Raw genomic sequence first — 15,764 nt, forward strand, 5'->3', positions numbered from 1 at the left:
GGGCTCGGTGAGCATCTACGGCGGCAACACCGGCAACCCGATCACCTGGGTCCAGCTCGACTCCGTCCAGACCATCTGGCGCTGATGCCTGTCCGACCTGGTACCCGTCAGCGGGGGGCGTGCGACGGCGCGCCCCCCGCCCCGTACAAACTCCGCAGACGGGCGGCCATACTGGACGGGCCCGGGGAGGGCGTGGCGAATCGACGGGGGCGACAGCGCGCGATGGCGGAGACCAGGCTGATCCAGGGCCGCTACCGGCTGCACGACGTGATCGGACGCGGCGGCATGGGCGAGGTGTGGCGCGCCACCGACGAGTCGCTCGGCCGCCGTGTCGCGGTCAAGTGCCTCAAGCCGCTGGGCCCTCACCGGGACCCCGACTTCATGAGGGTGGTGCGCGAGCGGTTCCGGCGCGAGGCGCGCGTCGCCGCCTCCCTCCAGCATCGCGGGGTCACCGTCGTCCACGACTTCGGCGAGTCCGACGGCGTGCTGTTCCTGGTGATGGAGTTGCTGGAGGGGCACAACCTCAGCCAGCTCCTGGAGGAGAACAAGCAGCACCCGCTGCCGGTGCCGGATGTCGTCGACATCGCCGAGCAGGTCGCCGACGCGCTCGCGTACACCCACCGCCAGGGCATCGTGCACCGGGACCTCAAGCCCGCCAACATCATGCGGCTCGGCGACGGCGCCGTGAAGATCTGCGACTTCGGGATCGCGCGCCTCGGCGCCGACATCGGCTTCACCTCGCGTCTCACCGGCACCGGCATCGCCATGGGGACCCCCCACTACATGTCGCCCGAGCAGATCAGCGGCGGCGAGATCGACCACCGCAGCGACCTGTACTCGCTGGGCTGCGTCCTGTACGAGATCGCCACCGGTGTCCCGCCGTTCGACCTCGACGACGCCTGGGCCGTCCTCGTCGGACATCGCGACACCCCGCCCGAGCCCCTGCGTACGCGCCGCGCCGAACTGCCCGACTACCTCGACCGGATCGTCCTGGATCTGCTGGCCAAGACGCCCGACGGACGGCCCGCCGACGCCACCGATCTGCGCCGCCGGATCGTCACCGCCCGCACCGGCCCCATCGCGGTCGCCGCCCTCCCCGCCCAGGTCCTCGACCCGGCCCCGGCTCCGACCGCTCCGCCCCGACTGCCGTACTGGACACGGGGCATGACCGCCGGCCACAAGGCGGTCACCGGCCCGCTCGCGCTGCGGGAACCGGCCTACGACCCGGCCGCCGCGCTCACGGGCGAGTGGACCCGCCCGTCCCGCGCCCTTCCGTCGGCCGAGCACCCCTCGTCCGCGCGTCCCGCCCCGTCCCCCGAACTGCTCGCCGTCCTCGCCGGCCGGCACCGCGCGGGGCTCGGCCTCGGCCGGCTCGGCCGCTGGGACGAGGCGCGGGACGTGCTCCGCTCCGTGACCGAGGACCGCGAGCGGGTCCTCGGCCCCGACCACCCCGACACCCTCGCCAGCCGCTACGAGTACGCCTTCACGCTCAGCAGACTCGCCCGCCCGGCCGACGCCCTGCGCGAGTTCGGCCGGGTCGGCGAGGGCCGCGTACGCACGCTCGGCGTCGACCACCCCGACACGCTCGCCGCGCGCCAGGAGACCGCCTACGTACTCGGCCGTCTCGGGCGGCACTTCGAGGCACACCAGCTGTACGCGGAGGTGCTCGCCTCCCGCGAACGCACCATGGGACCGGACCATCCCGACACCCTGCGCTGCCGGCACAACCTCGCCTTCAACCTGGGCAGACTCGGCCGTACCGAGGAGTCGTACCGGATGGCCCGGGAGGTGGCCGAGGCGCGGGCCCGGCTCCTCGGCGCCGAGCACACCGACACCCTGGTGACCCGCTACGAAGTCGCCTACACCCTGGGGCGGTTGGGGCGCTGGTCCGAGGCGCTGTCCGGCTACCAGGAGGTCGCGGCGGTACGCGGCTCCGTGCTCGGCGCCGACCACCCGGACACGCTCGCCGCCCGTTACGAGGTCGGGATCTGTCTCGGCCGGCTCGGCCGGGGTGCCGACGCCGTGGAGCTCTTCCGCGACCTCGTGGCGGTCCGCACCCGCGTCCACGGCCCGGAGGATCCCGAGACGCTGCGCGCCCGCCACGCGCTGGGCGTCAACCTCGGGCGCCTGGCCCGCTGGGACGAGGCCCTCGCGGAGGCACACGCCGTCCGCGCCGTCCGCGAGCGCGTTCTCGGCGCCGAGCACCCGGACACCCTGGTCAGCCTCCGCGAAGTCGCCGTCGCCCTCGGCCGGCTCGACCGCTGGGAGGAGGCCCTGCCGGTCTACCGACAGGTCGCCGAGGTCCGCGAGCGCGTCCTCGGCGAAACACACCCCGACACGCTGGCCGGCCGCCACGACGAGGCGCACTGCCTGGAACGGCTCGGCCGGCACGCCGCCGCCGTCGAGCTCTACCGCAAGGTGGCCGCGCTCCGCCACCCCGCCCCGGGACACGCGTAGGGAAGCGGGCCCCGCGGGGTTTCGCCGGCGATCTTCACGTGCTGGCGGAAGACGTGCTAGCAAGAGACATGACCGCACAGCGCTCGTACGACGCCGTCATCGTCGGCGGCGGCCACAACGGACTGGTCGCCGCCGCCTACCTCGCCCGCGCCGGACGCACCGTCCTCGTCCTCGAACGCCTCGACTCCACCGGCGGCGCCGCCGTCTCCACCCGCCCCTTCACCGGGGTCGACGCCCGCCTCTCCCGGTACTCCTACCTGGTCTCGCTCCTGCCGGCGAAGATCGTGCGCGAGCTGGGGCTGCGGTTCGCCGTGCGGAAACGGTCCATCTCCTCGTACACCCCGAAGGGCGACGGCGGGCTGCTCGTCGGCGGCGACCCCGACCGCACCCGCGCCTCCTTCGCCGCGCTCACCGGCTCCGACCGCGAGTACGAGGCCTGGCAGGCGTTCTACGGCCGTACGGGCGAGGTCGCCGAGCGCGTCTTCCCCACCCTCACCGAACCGCTGCCCACCCGCGCCGAGCTGCGCGCCCGCGTCGCCGACGAGACCGCGTGGCGGATTCTGTTCGAACAGCCCATCGGCGCCGCCGTCGAAGAGACCTTCACCGACGACCTCGTCCGCGGCGTCGTCCTCACCGACGCCCTGATCGGCACCTTCGCCGACGCCCACGACCCCTCCCTGCTCCAGAACCGCTGCTTCCTGTACCACGTCATCGGCGGCGGCACCGGCGACTGGGACGTCCCCGTCGGCGGCATGGGCGCGCTCACCGACGCCCTCGCGGACGCCGCCCGCGCGGCGGGCGCGGAGATCCGCACCGGACACGAGGCGACCCGCGTCGAGGCGGACGGCCGCCGCGCCGAGGTCACCTACCGCACGGCGGACGGGGACGGCACCGTCGAGGCGGAGCACGTGCTGGTCAACGCCTCCCCGCAGGCCCTCGCAGCCCTCCTCGGCGAGACACCCCCGCCGCCCCCGGAAGGAGCCCAGCTCAAGGTCAACATGTTGCTCACCCGGCTGCCCAGACTCCGGGACCGGTCCGTCGACCCGCGCGAGGCGTTCGCCGGAACCTTCCACATCGCCGAGGGCTACGCCCAGTTGGCGACCGCGTACGCCGAAGCCGCCGCCGGCCGGCTGCCGAGCGCCCCGCCGTCCGAGATCTACTGCCACTCGCTGACCGACCCCACCATCCTCGGCCCCGACCTCGCCGCCCAGGGCTACCAGACCCTGACGCTCTTCGGACTGCACGTCCCCGCCCGGCTGTTCGCCGCCGACAACGACACCACCCGCGCCGAACTCCTCAAGGCCACGCTCGCGGAGCTCGACGCCGTCCTCGACGAACCGCTCACCGACTGCCTCGCCCTCGACGCCGACGGCCGCCCCTGCATCGAGGCGAAGACCCCGCTCGACCTCGAACGCGATCTGCGGCTGCCCGGCGGCCACATCTTCCACCGCGACCTCTCCTTCCCCTACGGGGAGGAAGGCGCGGGCCGCTGGGGTGTCGAAACCGCCCACGCCAACGTCCTGCTGTGCGGTGCCGGAGCCGTCCGGGGCGGCGGAGTCAGCGGCATCCCCGGCCACAATGCGGCGATGGCGGCGCTCGGACGTTGACCGGCGGCGCGTCCCCACCAGGGGTGTGAAGCTGACCTGCGACCGCGCTTAAGAAAACCTCGATGGACCACGGGCCCGGCGTACGGAAGATTCTCCTTCGGAGATCTTGGCGTGAAACCGCGCCCGGAACCCCTCACTCACAGGACTCGTACGTCGGGAGCCATGGCATTGAAGGCACTGGTCAAGCAGAAGGCGGAGCCGGGTCTCTGGCTCACGGACGTGCCGGAGCCGGAGATCGGCCCCGCGGACGTCCTGATCAAGGTCAAGCGGACCGGTATCTGCGGCACCGACCTCCACATCCGCTCCTGGGACGGCTGGGCCCAGAAGACCATCGCCACGCCGCTCACCCTCGGCCACGAGTTCGTCGGCGAGGTCGTCGAGACCGGCCGTGACGTCGCGGACATCGAGGTCGGCGACCTGGTCAGCGGCGAGGGACACCTCGTCTGCGGCAAGTGCCGCAACTGCCTCGCCGGCCGCCGCCACCTCTGTCGCGCCACCGTCGGTCTGGGCGTCGGCCGCGACGGCGCGTTCGCCGAGTACGTCGCCCTGCCCGCGTCCAACGTCTGGGTCCACCGGGTCGCCGTCGACCTCGACGTCGCCGCGATCTTCGACCCCTTCGGCAACGCCGTGCACACCGCCCTGTCCTTCCCGCTCGTCGGTGAGGACGTGCTGGTCACCGGCGCGGGCCCGATCGGCATCATGGCCGCCGCCGTCGCCAAGCACGCGGGCGCGCGCAACGTCGTCATCACCGACGTCAGCGAGGAGCGCCTCGACCTCGCCCGCAAGGCGGGCGTCTCGCTGGCCCTGAACGTCGCCGAACAGACGATCGCCGACGGCCAGCGCACGCTCGGCCTCAAGGAGGGCTTCGACGTCGGCCTGGAGATGTCCGGCAACCCGCGCGCCATGCGCGACATGGTCGCCAACATGACCAACGGCGGCAAGATCGCGATGCTCGGCCTGCCCGCCGAGGACTTCTCCGTCGACTGGGCGAAGATCGTCACCTCCATGATCACCATCAAGGGGATCTACGGCCGGGAGATGTTCGAGACCTGGTACGCGATGTCCGTGCTCCTGGAGGGCGGCCTCGACCTCGCCCCCGTGATCACCGGCCGGTACGACTACCGCGACTTCGAGGCCGCCTTCGACGACGCGGCGTCCGGCAAGGGCGGCAAGATCATCCTCGACTGGAGCGGGCCTGCCTAAAGGGCTCGGTTCACCTCCGGGGCGCTCTCAGCGTCCGTCGACGGTCGACAGCGCTCACCCGCTCGTCCCTCGCGCGCTCTCCCTTTCGACGGCCGCGCGCCCCTTCGGCTCACTCGCCGTCCCGCTTCCCCACTTCCCGAAGGACCCCGATGTTCTCCTCCGTACGTGACGACCTCCGTACCACCCTCGACGAGATCCGCGCCGCCGGTCTGCACAAGCCCGAGCGGGTCATCGGCACCCCCCAGTCCGCCACCGTCGCCGTCACCGCCGGTGGGCAGCCCGGTGAGGTGCTCAACTTCTGCGCCAACAACTACCTCGGCCTCGCCGACCACCCCGAGGTGATCGCCGCCGCCCACGAGGCGCTCGACCGCTGGGGCTACGGCATGGCGTCCGTGCGCTTCATCTGCGGGACGCAGGAGGTGCACAAGGAGCTGGAGGCGCGGCTGTCCTCCTTCCTCGGCCAGGAGGACACGATCCTCTACTCCTCCTGCTTCGACGCCAACGGCGGCGTCTTCGAGACGCTCCTCGGCCCCGAGGACGCCGTGATCTCCGACGCCCTCAACCACGCCAGCATCATCGACGGCATCCGGCTCTCCAAGGCCCGCCGCTTCCGCTACGCCAACCGCGACATGGCCGACCTGGAGCAGCAGCTCAAGGAGGCCACCGAGGGCGGCGCCCGCCGCAAGCTGATCGTCACCGACGGCGTGTTCTCCATGGACGGCTACGTCGCCCCGCTCGACGAGATCTGCGACCTCGCCGAGCGCCACGACGCCATGGTGATGGTCGACGACTCGCACGCCGTCGGCTTCGTCGGCCCCGGCGGCCGCGGCACCCCCGAGCTGCACGGCGTGATGGACCGCGTCGACATCATCACCGGCACCCTCGGCAAGGCCCTCGGCGGCGCCTCCGGCGGCTACGTCGCGGCCCGCGCCGAGATCGTCGCCCTGCTGCGCCAGCGCTCCCGCCCTTACCTCTTCTCCAACACGCTCGCCCCGGTCATCGCCGCCGCCTCCCTCAAGGTCCTCGACCTGCTGGAGTCGGCCGGCGACCTGCGCGACCGGCTGCGCGCCAACACCGCGCTGTTCCGCTCCCGCATGACCGAGGAGGGCTTCGACATCCTCCCCGGCGACCACGCGATCGCGCCCGTCATGATCGGCGACGCGTCGGAGGCGGGCCGGATGGCGGAGCTGCTCCTGGAGCGCGGCGTGTACGTGATCGGGTTCTCGTACCCCGTCGTCCCGCAGGGCCAGGCGCGCATCCGCGTCCAGCTCTCGGCGGCGCACTCCACCGAGGACGTCAACCGCGCGGTCGACGCGTTCGTCGACGCCCGCGCCGCCCTGCGAGACTAGGGGAATGATCGAAGCGCGGCGGCTGCACATCCTCCGGGCGGTGGCCGACCACCGTACGGTCACGGCGGCTGCCGCCGCGCTCTATCTGACCCCCTCCGCGGTCTCCCAGCAGCTCGCGGCCCTGGAACAGGAGACCGGCCACCGGCTGGTCGAGCGCAGCGCCCGCGGGGCGCGGCTCACCCCGGCCGGCGAGATCCTGCTGAACCACGCCAACGCCGTCCTGGCCCAGCTGGAACGCGCCGAGTCCGAGCTCGCCGCGTACGGCTCCGGCGAGGCGGGCACGGTCACGGTGGCGGCCTTCGCCACCGGTATCGGCCTGGTCGTCGCCCCCGCCATCACCGGTCTCGCCCGCACCTCGCCCGGCATCCGCGTGCGGGTGCGGGACGCGGAGGGCGACGAGAGCCTGCTCATGGTCCTGGACCGGCAGGTCGACGTCGCCGTGGCGGTCGAGTACCGAGGGGCGCCGGGGGAGGACGACGCCCGGCTCACCCGCGTACCTCTGTACGCCGAACCCTTCGACGCCGTCCTGCCGGTCGGTCACCGGCTCGCCGCCGACGAGCGGGTCGCCCTCGGCGACCTCGCGAAGGACGCGTGGATCGGCCAGTCCACCGGCAACCCCTGCCATGACGTCACCGTCCTGGCCTGCGAGTACGCCGGTTTCGAGCCCCGCCTGGAGCACGCGTCCGACGACTTCCGCGCCGTCGTCGCGCTCGCCTCGGCCGGCGCCGGTGTGGCTCTCGTGCCGCGCTCGGCGCTGCGCGGGATGGAACTCGACGCCGTGGTCGTCCGGCCGGTCGACGGGGTCGCCCCCACCCGCCGCGTCTTCGCGGCGGTACGGCGCGGAGCCGAGGAGCACCCCCTGATCAGCCCGGTCCTCGCAGCCCTGCGAACGGCCGCCGAGCCGCGCGACTGAGCGGGACGCCCGAGCCGCGCGGCAGGGCCGCGGTCAGTCCGCCGACCTGCTCCAGCCCACCGCCTCGATCCGGGCCGCGTCCGACGGCCGGGCCTCGTCGAAGAGCGCTCGGCCGTCGCCGTCCACCACCCGCAGCCCGTCCACGTACACCCCGCGCCCGACATACCGCTGGTCCGTCGTGTACCGCCAGCGCAGCCGTACGGAGCCGGCGCCGCCGCCCGGCAGATCGGCCGTCAGCTCGTACCAGACCCGCCCCGACCAGCCGCTCACCGAGCCGCCCGGGTGCTCCTGCGGCCGCGCACCTCTTCGTACGGTCGTGAACGGCACCGGCCCCCAGGTCGCGCCGCCGTCCGTCGACGCCTCCAGGAAGGCGGCGTCCGCGCCCGGCTCGGTGTCCCACCACACGGCGCACTCCAGGCGGGCGGACGCGGGCGTCAGCGGCGGAAGGGCGAGCGTGGCGGTCGTGGCGCTCGCCATGCCCGAGAACCAGGCCGTCCGGCCGCGCGCCGGGCGGACGGGGACGGCGCGGGCCAGGTTGTTCGCGGCGGCGACCCGGGGCGCCGAGCCGGAGCGCCAGGTGCGCACCGGGTGGACGGAGTTGCCGAGCACGACGAGGAACGCGTCGGTGGTCGGGTCCAGAACGAGGCTGGTGCCTGTGAAGCCGGTGTGCCCGGCCGTGTGCGGGGTGGCCATCGCGCCCATGTACCAGTGCTGGTGGAGTTCGAAGCCGAGACCGTGCTCGTCGCCCGGGAAGGCGGTGTTGAAGTCGGTGAACATCAGCTCCACCGAGTGCGGGGAGAGGATGCGGGCGCGGCCGTACGCGCCTCCGTTGAGGAGGGTGCGGGCCAGGACGGCGAGGTCCCAGGCGCAGGAGAAGACACCGGCATGGCCCGCGACCCCGCCCAGGCTGTACGCGTTCTCGTCGTGGACCTCGCCCCACACCATGCCCCGGTCGAGACCCGACCAGGGGCGCCGGGCGTCCTCCGTCGCCGCGATCTTCGGCCTCCACGACAGCGGGGGGTTGAACCGTGTGCGGTGCATCCCGAGTGGAGCGGTGATCTCGTCGTGGAGCAGGACGTCCAGGGGGTGACCGGTGATCTCCTCCAGGATCAACTGGAGCGAGATGAGGTTCAGATCGGAGTAGAGGTACTTCGTGCCGGGCCGCGCGGCGAGGGTCTCGTTCCACAGCAGCCGCAGCTTCCCCTCCCGCGTCGGCTCCTTGTAGAGCGGGATCCAAGCACGGAACCCCGAGGTGTGCGTGAGCAGCTGACGGACCGTGACGTCCTGCTTCCCGCCCCCGCCGAACTCGGGCAGATACGCCGTGACCTTCGCCTCCAGTTCCAGCGCCCCGCGCTCGATCTGCTGGACCGCCAGGATCGAGGTGAAGAGCTTGGAGACGGAGGCGAGGTCGAAGACGGTGTCCTCGGCCATCGCGATCCGCTCGTCGGCGGGCAGTTCGACGCCGGTGTCCGTCTTCTCGTCGTACCGCGCGTACCGTACGGCCGAGCCGATGGCGCGGTGCAGCGCGACCGTCCCGCCCCGCCCGGCGAGCAGGACCGCTCCCGCGTACCACGGGTGCTGGGGGGAGGGGCCGAGGAACGTCTCGGCGTCGGCGACGAGCCGGTCCAGATGCCCGGGAAGCAGCCCGGCCCGCTCGGCGGTGCCGTGCCGCAGCGTGAGCCGCCCGCCTCCGCCCCCGCCACCGCTCTCGCCCCCGGAGCCGGAGGCCGCGGCGGCCCCCGGGATCGAGCCGACCATCACCGCACCTCCCAGAGCCAGCAGCCCGCCGCCGAAAGCGCGGCGACTCACTCCACGGCCCACCGAACCCGCCGCCGATTCCTCCGTCATCCCCTACCCTCTCCCACGCCTCTGAAAGAATCCTTCGGGCACACCCGTAACGCCTGAAACTTTCTTACCGGGGTGAGGGTGCGTCGAGGAAGCGGGCGGCAGGGCAAAGAATCTGACACTGCATCAGAAAATCTCTTCCCTCGGCCGATCCGCTGCGGCATCCTGCCGCCCATGAAGACGGAGCTGAGCCAAGAACTGGGGATCGAGCACGCCATCTTCGGCTTCACGCCCTTCCCCGCGGTGGCCGCCGCCATCACCAGAGCCGGCGGATTCGGCGTCCTCGGCGCCGTCCGCTACACCGCGCCCGACGATCTCGCCCGCGACCTCGACTGGATGCAGGCCCACACCGAGGGGCTGCCGTACGGCCTCGACGTCGTCATGCCGGCCAAGAAGGTCGAGGGCGTGAGCGAGGCCGACGTGGAGGCGATGATCCCCGAGGGCCACCGGGAGTTCGTCCGTTCGACCCTCGCCAAGCACGGCGTCCCCGAACTCGCCGAGGGCGAGGCCTCCGGCTGGCGCATCACCGGCTGGATGGAACAGGTCGCCCGCGGTCAGCTCGACGTCGCCTTCGACTACCCCATCAAGCTCCTCGCCAACGCGCTCGGCTCCCCGCCCGCCGATGTCGTCGCCCGCGCCCACGACCACGACGTCCTCGTCGCCGCCCTCGCCGGCAGCGCCCGCCACGCCCGCCACCACGCCGACGCGGGCATCGACATCGTCGTCGCCCAGGGCTACGAAGCCGGTGGCCACACCGGCGAGATCGCCTCCATGGTCCTCACCCCCGAGGTCGTCGACGCCGTCTCGCCGCTGCCCGTCCTCGCCGCGGGCGGCATCGGCAGCGGCGAACAGATCGCCGCCGGACTCGCGCTCGGCGCCCAGGGAGTGTGGCTCGGCTCCCTCTGGCTCACCACCACCGAGGCCGAACTCCACTCCCGCGCGCTGACCGCCAAACTCCTCGCCGCCGGCTCCGGCGACACCGTCCGCTCGCGCGCCCTCACCGGCAAACCCGCACGCCAGCTGCGCACCGAGTGGACCGACGCCTGGGACGACCCGGACGGCCCCGGCACCCTCCCCATGCCCCTCCAGGGGCTGCTCGTCGCCGAGGCCGTCTCCCGTATCCAGAGGTACGAGGTCGAGCCGCTGCTCGGCACCCCCGTCGGACAGATCGTCGGCAGGATGAACACCGAACGAAGCGTCCAGCAGGTCTTCGACGACCTCACCCGCGGCTTCGAGAAGGCCGTCGACCGCATCAACCGCATCGCCGGACGGAGCACCCCGTGAGCGAACCCAACGGATTCTGGTCCCAGGCCGCCGCCGACCCCTCCCGTACCGTCCTGGTCACCCCCGACGGCGAGGCGTGGACGGCCGGGCGCCTGCACGCCGACGTCAACCGGCTGGTCCACGGGCTGCGCGCGGCCGGCCTGGAGCGGGGCGACGCCTTCGCCGTGGTCCTGCCCAACGGTGTCGAGTTCCTCACCGCCTATCTGGCCGCGGCTCAGGCCGGGTTCTATCTCGTCCCCGTCAACCACCACCTCGTCGGGCCCGAGATCGCCTGGATCGTCGCCGACTCCGGCGCCAAGGTCCTCGTCGCCCACGAACGCTTCGGGGCCGCGGCGACGGCCGCCGCCGACGAGGCGAAGCTGCCCGCGACCCACCGCTACGCCGTGGGCCGGGTGGAGGGCTTCCGCCCGTACGCCGCGCTCCTCGACGGCTTCCCGGCCTCTCCGCCCGAGGGCCGCACCCTCGGCTGGGTCATGAACTACACCTCCGGCACCACGGGCCGGCCGCGCGGCATCCGGCGCCCCCTGCCGGGAAAGCTCCCGGAGGAGACCTACCTCGGCGGGTTCCTCGGCATCTTCGGCATCAAGCCCTTCGACGACAACGTCCACCTCGTCTGCTCGCCGCTCTACCACACCGCCGTGCTCCAGTTCGCGGGCGCCGCCCTGCACATCGGCCACCCGCTCGTCCTCATGGACAAGTGGACGCCCGAGGAGATGCTGCGGCTCATCGACATCCACCGCTGCACCCACACCCACATGGTCCCGACCCAGTTCCACCGGCTCCTCGCCCTCCCGGAGGAGGTACGGAGCCGGTACGACGTCTCGTCGATGCGCCACGCCATCCACGGCGCCGCCCCCTGCCCCGACCACGTCAAACGGGCGATGATCGACTGGTGGGGGAGCTGTGTGGAGGAGTACTACGCGGCGAGCGAGGGCGGTGGCGCCTTCGCCACCGCCGAGGACTGGCTGAAGAAGCCCGGCACGGTCGGCAAGGCCTGGCCGATCAGCGAACTCGCCGTCTTCGACGACGACGGCAACCGGCTCCCGGCCGGCGAACTCGGCACCGTCTACATGAAGATGTCCACGGGTGGCTTCTCGTACCACAAGGACGAGACGAAGACCGCGAAGAACCGCATCGGCGACTTCTTCACCGTCGGCGACCTGGGCTTCCTGGACGAGGACGGCTATCTCTTCCTCCGCGACCGCAAGATCGACATGATCATCTCGGGCGGGGTCAACGTCTACCCCGCCGAGATCGAGGCGGCCCTCCTCTCCCACCCGGCGGTCGCCGACGCCGCGGCCTTCGGCATTCCGCACACCGACTGGGGCGAGGAGGTCAAGGCCGTGGTCGAGCCGGCCGACGGGCGCGAGCCGGGCGAGGCCCTCGCCGCCGACATCCTCGCCCACTGCGCCCGCCACCTCGCCGGCTACAAACGCCCCAAGACCGTCGACTTCGTCGAGGCCATGCCCCGCGACCCCAACGGCAAGCTCTACAAGCGACGGCTGCGCGCGCCCTACTGGGAAGGCCACGAGCGGGCCGTGTAGGCGCGTGGCGCCTCCTGCCCCGGAGGCTTATGGCCGCTGAACGCACCCTTTGTGGCAGTATGCTGATCATGAGTTCGAGCGCGGCAGGGCTGACACGGCAGTGGACCACCTGGGGACCGGTCGTGGCGGCCGTGGCCCTCGGCGTCGCCTGGGGGCGCGATCTGCCAGGCTTCGCCGTCGCGCTCATCGCACTCTGTCTGATCGCCGCCGTACTGGCGGCCGTCCATCACGCCGAGGTCGTCGCCCACCGCGTCGGCGAGCCCTTCGGCTCGCTGGTCCTCGCCGTCGCCGTCACGGTCATCGAGGTCGGACTGATCGTCACCCTCATGGCGGGTGGCGGCGAGAAGACCTCCACCTACGCCCGCGACACGGTCTTCGCGGCCGTCATGATCACCTGCAACGGCATCGTCGGACTCTCCGTCCTGGTCGGGGCCCTGCGCAACCGCGTCGCCGTCTTCAACGCCGAAGGCTCCGGCGGAGCGCTCGCCACCGTCTGCACCCTCGCCACCATGACGCTCGTGCTTCCCTCGTTCACCACGAGCCAACCGGGTCCCGAGTTCTCCAGCGCCCAGCTCGCCTTCGCCGCCGTCGCCTCGCTCTGCCTGTACGGGGTGTTCGTCGCCGTCCAGACGGTTCGGCACCGTGACTACTTCCTCCCGGTCCCGCCCGAGGGCGAGGACGCGCCGGTGCCGGAGGACGCGCACGCCGAGCCGCCGACCGCACGGCAGACCTGGGCCAGCGTCGGCCTGCTGGTCCTCGCCCTCGTCGCCGTCGTCGGCAACGCCAAGCTCGTCTCGCCCACCATCGAGGACGGCGTCGAGTCGGCGGGCCTCCCCAAGGCGGTCGTCGGCGTGGTGATCGCCCTGATGGTGCTGCTGCCCGAGACCCTCGCGGCCGTGCGGGCGGCCCGCAGGGACCGGATGCAGACCAGCCTCAATCTCGCCTACGGCTCCGCGATCGCCAGCATCGGCCTGACGATTCCGGCGATCGCGCTCGCCTCGGTCTGGCTGTCCGGGCCCCTGGTACTCGGCCTGGGCCCCCTCCACATGGTGCTGCTGGTGCTCACCGCCGCGGTGAGCGCCCTGACCGTGGTGCCCGGACGGGCCACTCTCCTCCAGGGCGGCGTCCATCTCTCGATCTTCGCCGCCTTCGTGTTCCTGTCGTTCAGCCCCTGACACGCACCACCTTCAGCGCGGGCGAGCCGAGGATGTCCTTCTCGCAGAACCGCGCCGTCACCCAGCGCTCACCCGCGTACAGCTCCGTCTGATCGCTGAAGTGCGGCGAGCGGACGTTGGACGACTGGGAGTACGTGAGCAGGGTGCGGGCCACCGGGCAGCGGCTGCCGTCCCAGCCCACCGCCTGCACATGGCTCGTCCCGTGCGCGACCTCCGTGTAGCCGCCACCCGCCGGGTTCCACACCGGCTCGGTCTTGTTCCAGATGCCCAGCGCCTCGGTCCCGCCGCTCACCGGGATGCGCTTGTCGCCGCGCACCACGAACTGGTGGGCGCCGAGCGGGGCGTCCAGCGGGATCCGGGCGGCCCGCAGCTCCGCGACCGCGTCGGTGAGCGCCTTGGCGAAGCCGGGCGAGGAGGTGTTCAGGGTGTGCGGCGTACGAACCGGGTCGGCGGCCGAGAACGGTACCTTCCACTGCTCCGAGAGGGGCACCCCACTGGTGAACTTCCGCCAGAACCGGTCGAAGAGCAGCGCTCCCCGGCTGTCGGTGTTCACCGTGCGGTCCCAGGCGCCGATCACCCGGCAGGCCTCCTGGTCCCCGGGAAGCACCGAGGGGCACGCCTTCGCCGCGTCGGCCGCGGCCAGATCACCGGCGGGAGCCCGATTGGCGAACTGCTGGGACTGCAGGTCCGCCACCGTCAGCCGGCCCCCGGCGGCCATCGCCGCCACGTCCTCGATCCCGCCACGGGTGCGCAGCGAGCGCGGGGTGCCGATGGTGCCGAAGACCCGTTCGTAGCCGGTCAGCGGCCGGTCGGCGTTGGCCAGCCAGGCGCTGTCGTTGGAGTTCGCCGCGTACGGCGCGTTCCGCAGCACCGGCATCTTCGAGGGGCCGAAGACGCCGGGCTGGACGGCGTCCGGGTCCGAGCCGAGCGCGCAGTCGCTCCTCGAGCCGTCGAGGACCGCCACGCCGGAGGCCGGGTACGTCGCCCTGCCGAGCGGCGTGGAGCAGCGCTGAGCCAGTTCGTCGGTGATCCGGGGGAGCACCTGGGACTGGGTGAACAGCGAGTTCCCGGAGGAGTCCGCCGCGATGGTGTTCACCCACGGCAGGCCCTGGGTGCGGCGCAGCGTGGCGAGGATGTCCTCGGTGGAGCGCGCCTTGCCGAAGCCGAGCGCGGTGTCGGAGCCCCGCATGTTGGCGGCGTTGGGGTCGCCCAGGGCGTAGGCCGTCGTCGCCGTCCACGGCAGCGGAAGCTGTGGCCCGAGCCCGGTGACCACCGGCCCGTACCGGGTCCAGTACTGCGTACGGGTCAGGGTGCCGCCGTCCTTCACCGGGACGGTGACGGTGCGCCTGGTCATCCTCTCCGCCATGCCGTCCACCAGATAGGAGGTCGGATCGGCGGGGTCCAGGGCCAGCTGGTGGAGGTTGAGCGTGACACCCGTCGCGACCGTGTGGCTCCAGGCCACCCGCTCGTTGAAGCCGATGTTGACGACGGTCGTGCCCAGCAGCGAGGCGCCGGAGACGTTGAGTTCGCCGGGGATGGTCTGCTGCGACTGCCAGAAACGGCGGCCGCCCTGCCAGGGGTAGTGCGGGTTGCCGAGCAGCAGCCCACGGCCGTTGGCCGTCGTACCGCCGTGGAAGGCGACGGCGTTGGAGCCCATGGTGGCGTTCTCGGCCGCGAACAGCTCCCGGGCCGCGGCGGCCGTACGGGCCGGGTCCGGGCCGCTCGTCGAGCCGGGCGCTGCGGGGGAGGCGGGCGGCCGGGCGGCCGTGATGCCGTCGATGCCGCGGCCCTGCCCGCCGAGCACGGAGACCGCGAACCCGCGCCGGGCGACATCGAGCTGGGTGACCGGGCGGACCCAGGTGGCGCCCGCGCAGGCCGGGTCGGTGATCCGGTTCTGCTTGAGCCAGGCGTTGTAGCCGGCCGCCCAGCCCCGCATCAGCTCCTTGACCTGCCGGCTCGGACCGGCCGGGGCGGGCCGGTTCAGGAGCGCCTCGACCGTGCCCGCGTCCCGTACCCCGCGGAAGTAGAGGTCGCTGGAAAGGTTCTTGGTGGCCGACGAGAGCGAGCCGTCCGGCGCCCCGTCCGCGCCGAAGTACCGGGAGCGCTCGCCGTTCACGGTCACGAAGCCGTCGGCGAGGGTGCATATCTGGTCGGCGGCCTGTGCCCAGCCGGTGCCGAAGCCGAGGTCGGCGTAGTCCTTGGCGACGATGTGCGGGATGCCGAACTCGGTGTAGCGGATGACCGCCGACAGGCTCCGCTCCGAGGGGCGGTGGTGCCGGTCGCCGGAGTCGGCGACCGCGGCGGCGGGCAGCGAGGCCGTGACGGTGGCGAGGGCGGCGCAGGTGAGAGCCAGCTGTTTCAGACGGGTGCGGAGGTGCAACGTGCCT

At 72.6% G+C, this 15,764-nt stretch carries 10 protein-coding genes; 8 read left to right on the forward strand and 2 right to left on the reverse strand.

The features are described from left to right. Nucleotides 1–222: 222 nt before the first annotated feature. The 5 genes from ABZY12_RS31385 (at nt 223) to ABZY12_RS31405 (ending at nt 7,529) form a co-directional block, all read left to right on the forward strand. Nucleotides 223–2,457 (forward strand): serine/threonine-protein kinase, encoded by a 2,235-nt coding sequence (locus ABZY12_RS31385; protein ID WP_356896321.1) that lies wholly within the window; start codon nt 223–225, stop codon nt 2,455–2,457. Nucleotides 2,458–2,525: 68 nt separating this feature from the next. Continuing rightward, the gene (locus ABZY12_RS31390) at nt 2,526–4,064 is read left to right on the forward strand and encodes an NAD(P)/FAD-dependent oxidoreductase (protein WP_356896323.1); all 1,539 of its coding nucleotides are present in this window, start codon (nt 2,526–2,528) and stop codon (nt 4,062–4,064) included. A 168-nt stretch (nt 4,065–4,232) separates the two neighbouring features. After that, nucleotides 4,233–5,267, forward strand: a complete 1,035-nt coding sequence (gene tdh, locus ABZY12_RS31395; RefSeq protein ID WP_356896377.1) for an L-threonine 3-dehydrogenase — start codon at nt 4,233–4,235, stop codon at nt 5,265–5,267. A 149-nt stretch (nt 5,268–5,416) separates the two neighbouring features. Next, the gene (locus ABZY12_RS31400) at nt 5,417–6,616 is read left to right on the forward strand and encodes a glycine C-acetyltransferase (protein WP_356896325.1); all 1,200 of its coding nucleotides are present in this window, start codon (nt 5,417–5,419) and stop codon (nt 6,614–6,616) included. Nucleotides 6,617–6,620: 4 nt separating this feature from the next. After that, complete coding sequence (locus tag ABZY12_RS31405; RefSeq protein WP_356896327.1) at nt 6,621–7,529, forward strand: LysR family transcriptional regulator; 909 nt, start codon at nt 6,621–6,623, stop codon at nt 7,527–7,529. A gap of 33 nt (nt 7,530–7,562) precedes the next feature. Here the strand turns inward: ABZY12_RS31405 and ABZY12_RS31410 are convergent, their stop codons facing one another. Then, nucleotides 7,563–9,377, reverse strand: a complete 1,815-nt coding sequence (locus ABZY12_RS31410; RefSeq protein WP_356896329.1) for a serine hydrolase — start codon at nt 9,375–9,377, stop codon at nt 7,563–7,565. Nucleotides 9,378–9,548: 171 nt separating this feature from the next. Between ABZY12_RS31410 and ABZY12_RS31415 the strand changes: the two genes are divergently transcribed. From ABZY12_RS31415 to ABZY12_RS31425, 3 genes are all read left to right on the forward strand, one after another. Then, nucleotides 9,549–10,658, forward strand: a complete 1,110-nt coding sequence (locus ABZY12_RS31415; RefSeq protein WP_356896331.1) for a nitronate monooxygenase family protein — start codon at nt 9,549–9,551, stop codon at nt 10,656–10,658. Beyond that, nucleotides 10,655–12,202: an acyl-CoA synthetase gene (locus ABZY12_RS31420; RefSeq protein WP_356896333.1), complete on the forward strand. Its 1,548-nt coding sequence runs from the start codon at nt 10,655–10,657 to the stop codon at nt 12,200–12,202. The genes ABZY12_RS31415 and ABZY12_RS31420 overlap by 4 nt, the downstream gene beginning before the upstream one ends. Nucleotides 12,203–12,270: 68 nt before the next feature. Next, nucleotides 12,271–13,377 (forward strand): ionic transporter y4hA, encoded by a 1,107-nt coding sequence (locus ABZY12_RS31425; protein ID WP_356896335.1) that lies wholly within the window; start codon nt 12,271–12,273, stop codon nt 13,375–13,377. Here ABZY12_RS31425 and ABZY12_RS31430 read toward each other — a convergent pair. Next, nucleotides 13,367–15,757 carry a penicillin acylase family protein gene (locus ABZY12_RS31430; protein ID WP_356896337.1) on the reverse strand — a complete coding sequence of 797 codons (2,391 nt, stop codon included), beginning with the start codon at nt 15,755–15,757 and terminating at the stop codon, nt 13,367–13,369. The genes ABZY12_RS31425 and ABZY12_RS31430 overlap by 11 nt on opposite strands. Nucleotides 15,758–15,764: the final 7 nt, after the last annotated feature.

Source organism: Streptomyces sp. NPDC006551, assembly GCF_040611675.1.
GTDB lineage: Bacteria > Actinomycetota > Actinomycetes > Streptomycetales > Streptomycetaceae > Streptomyces.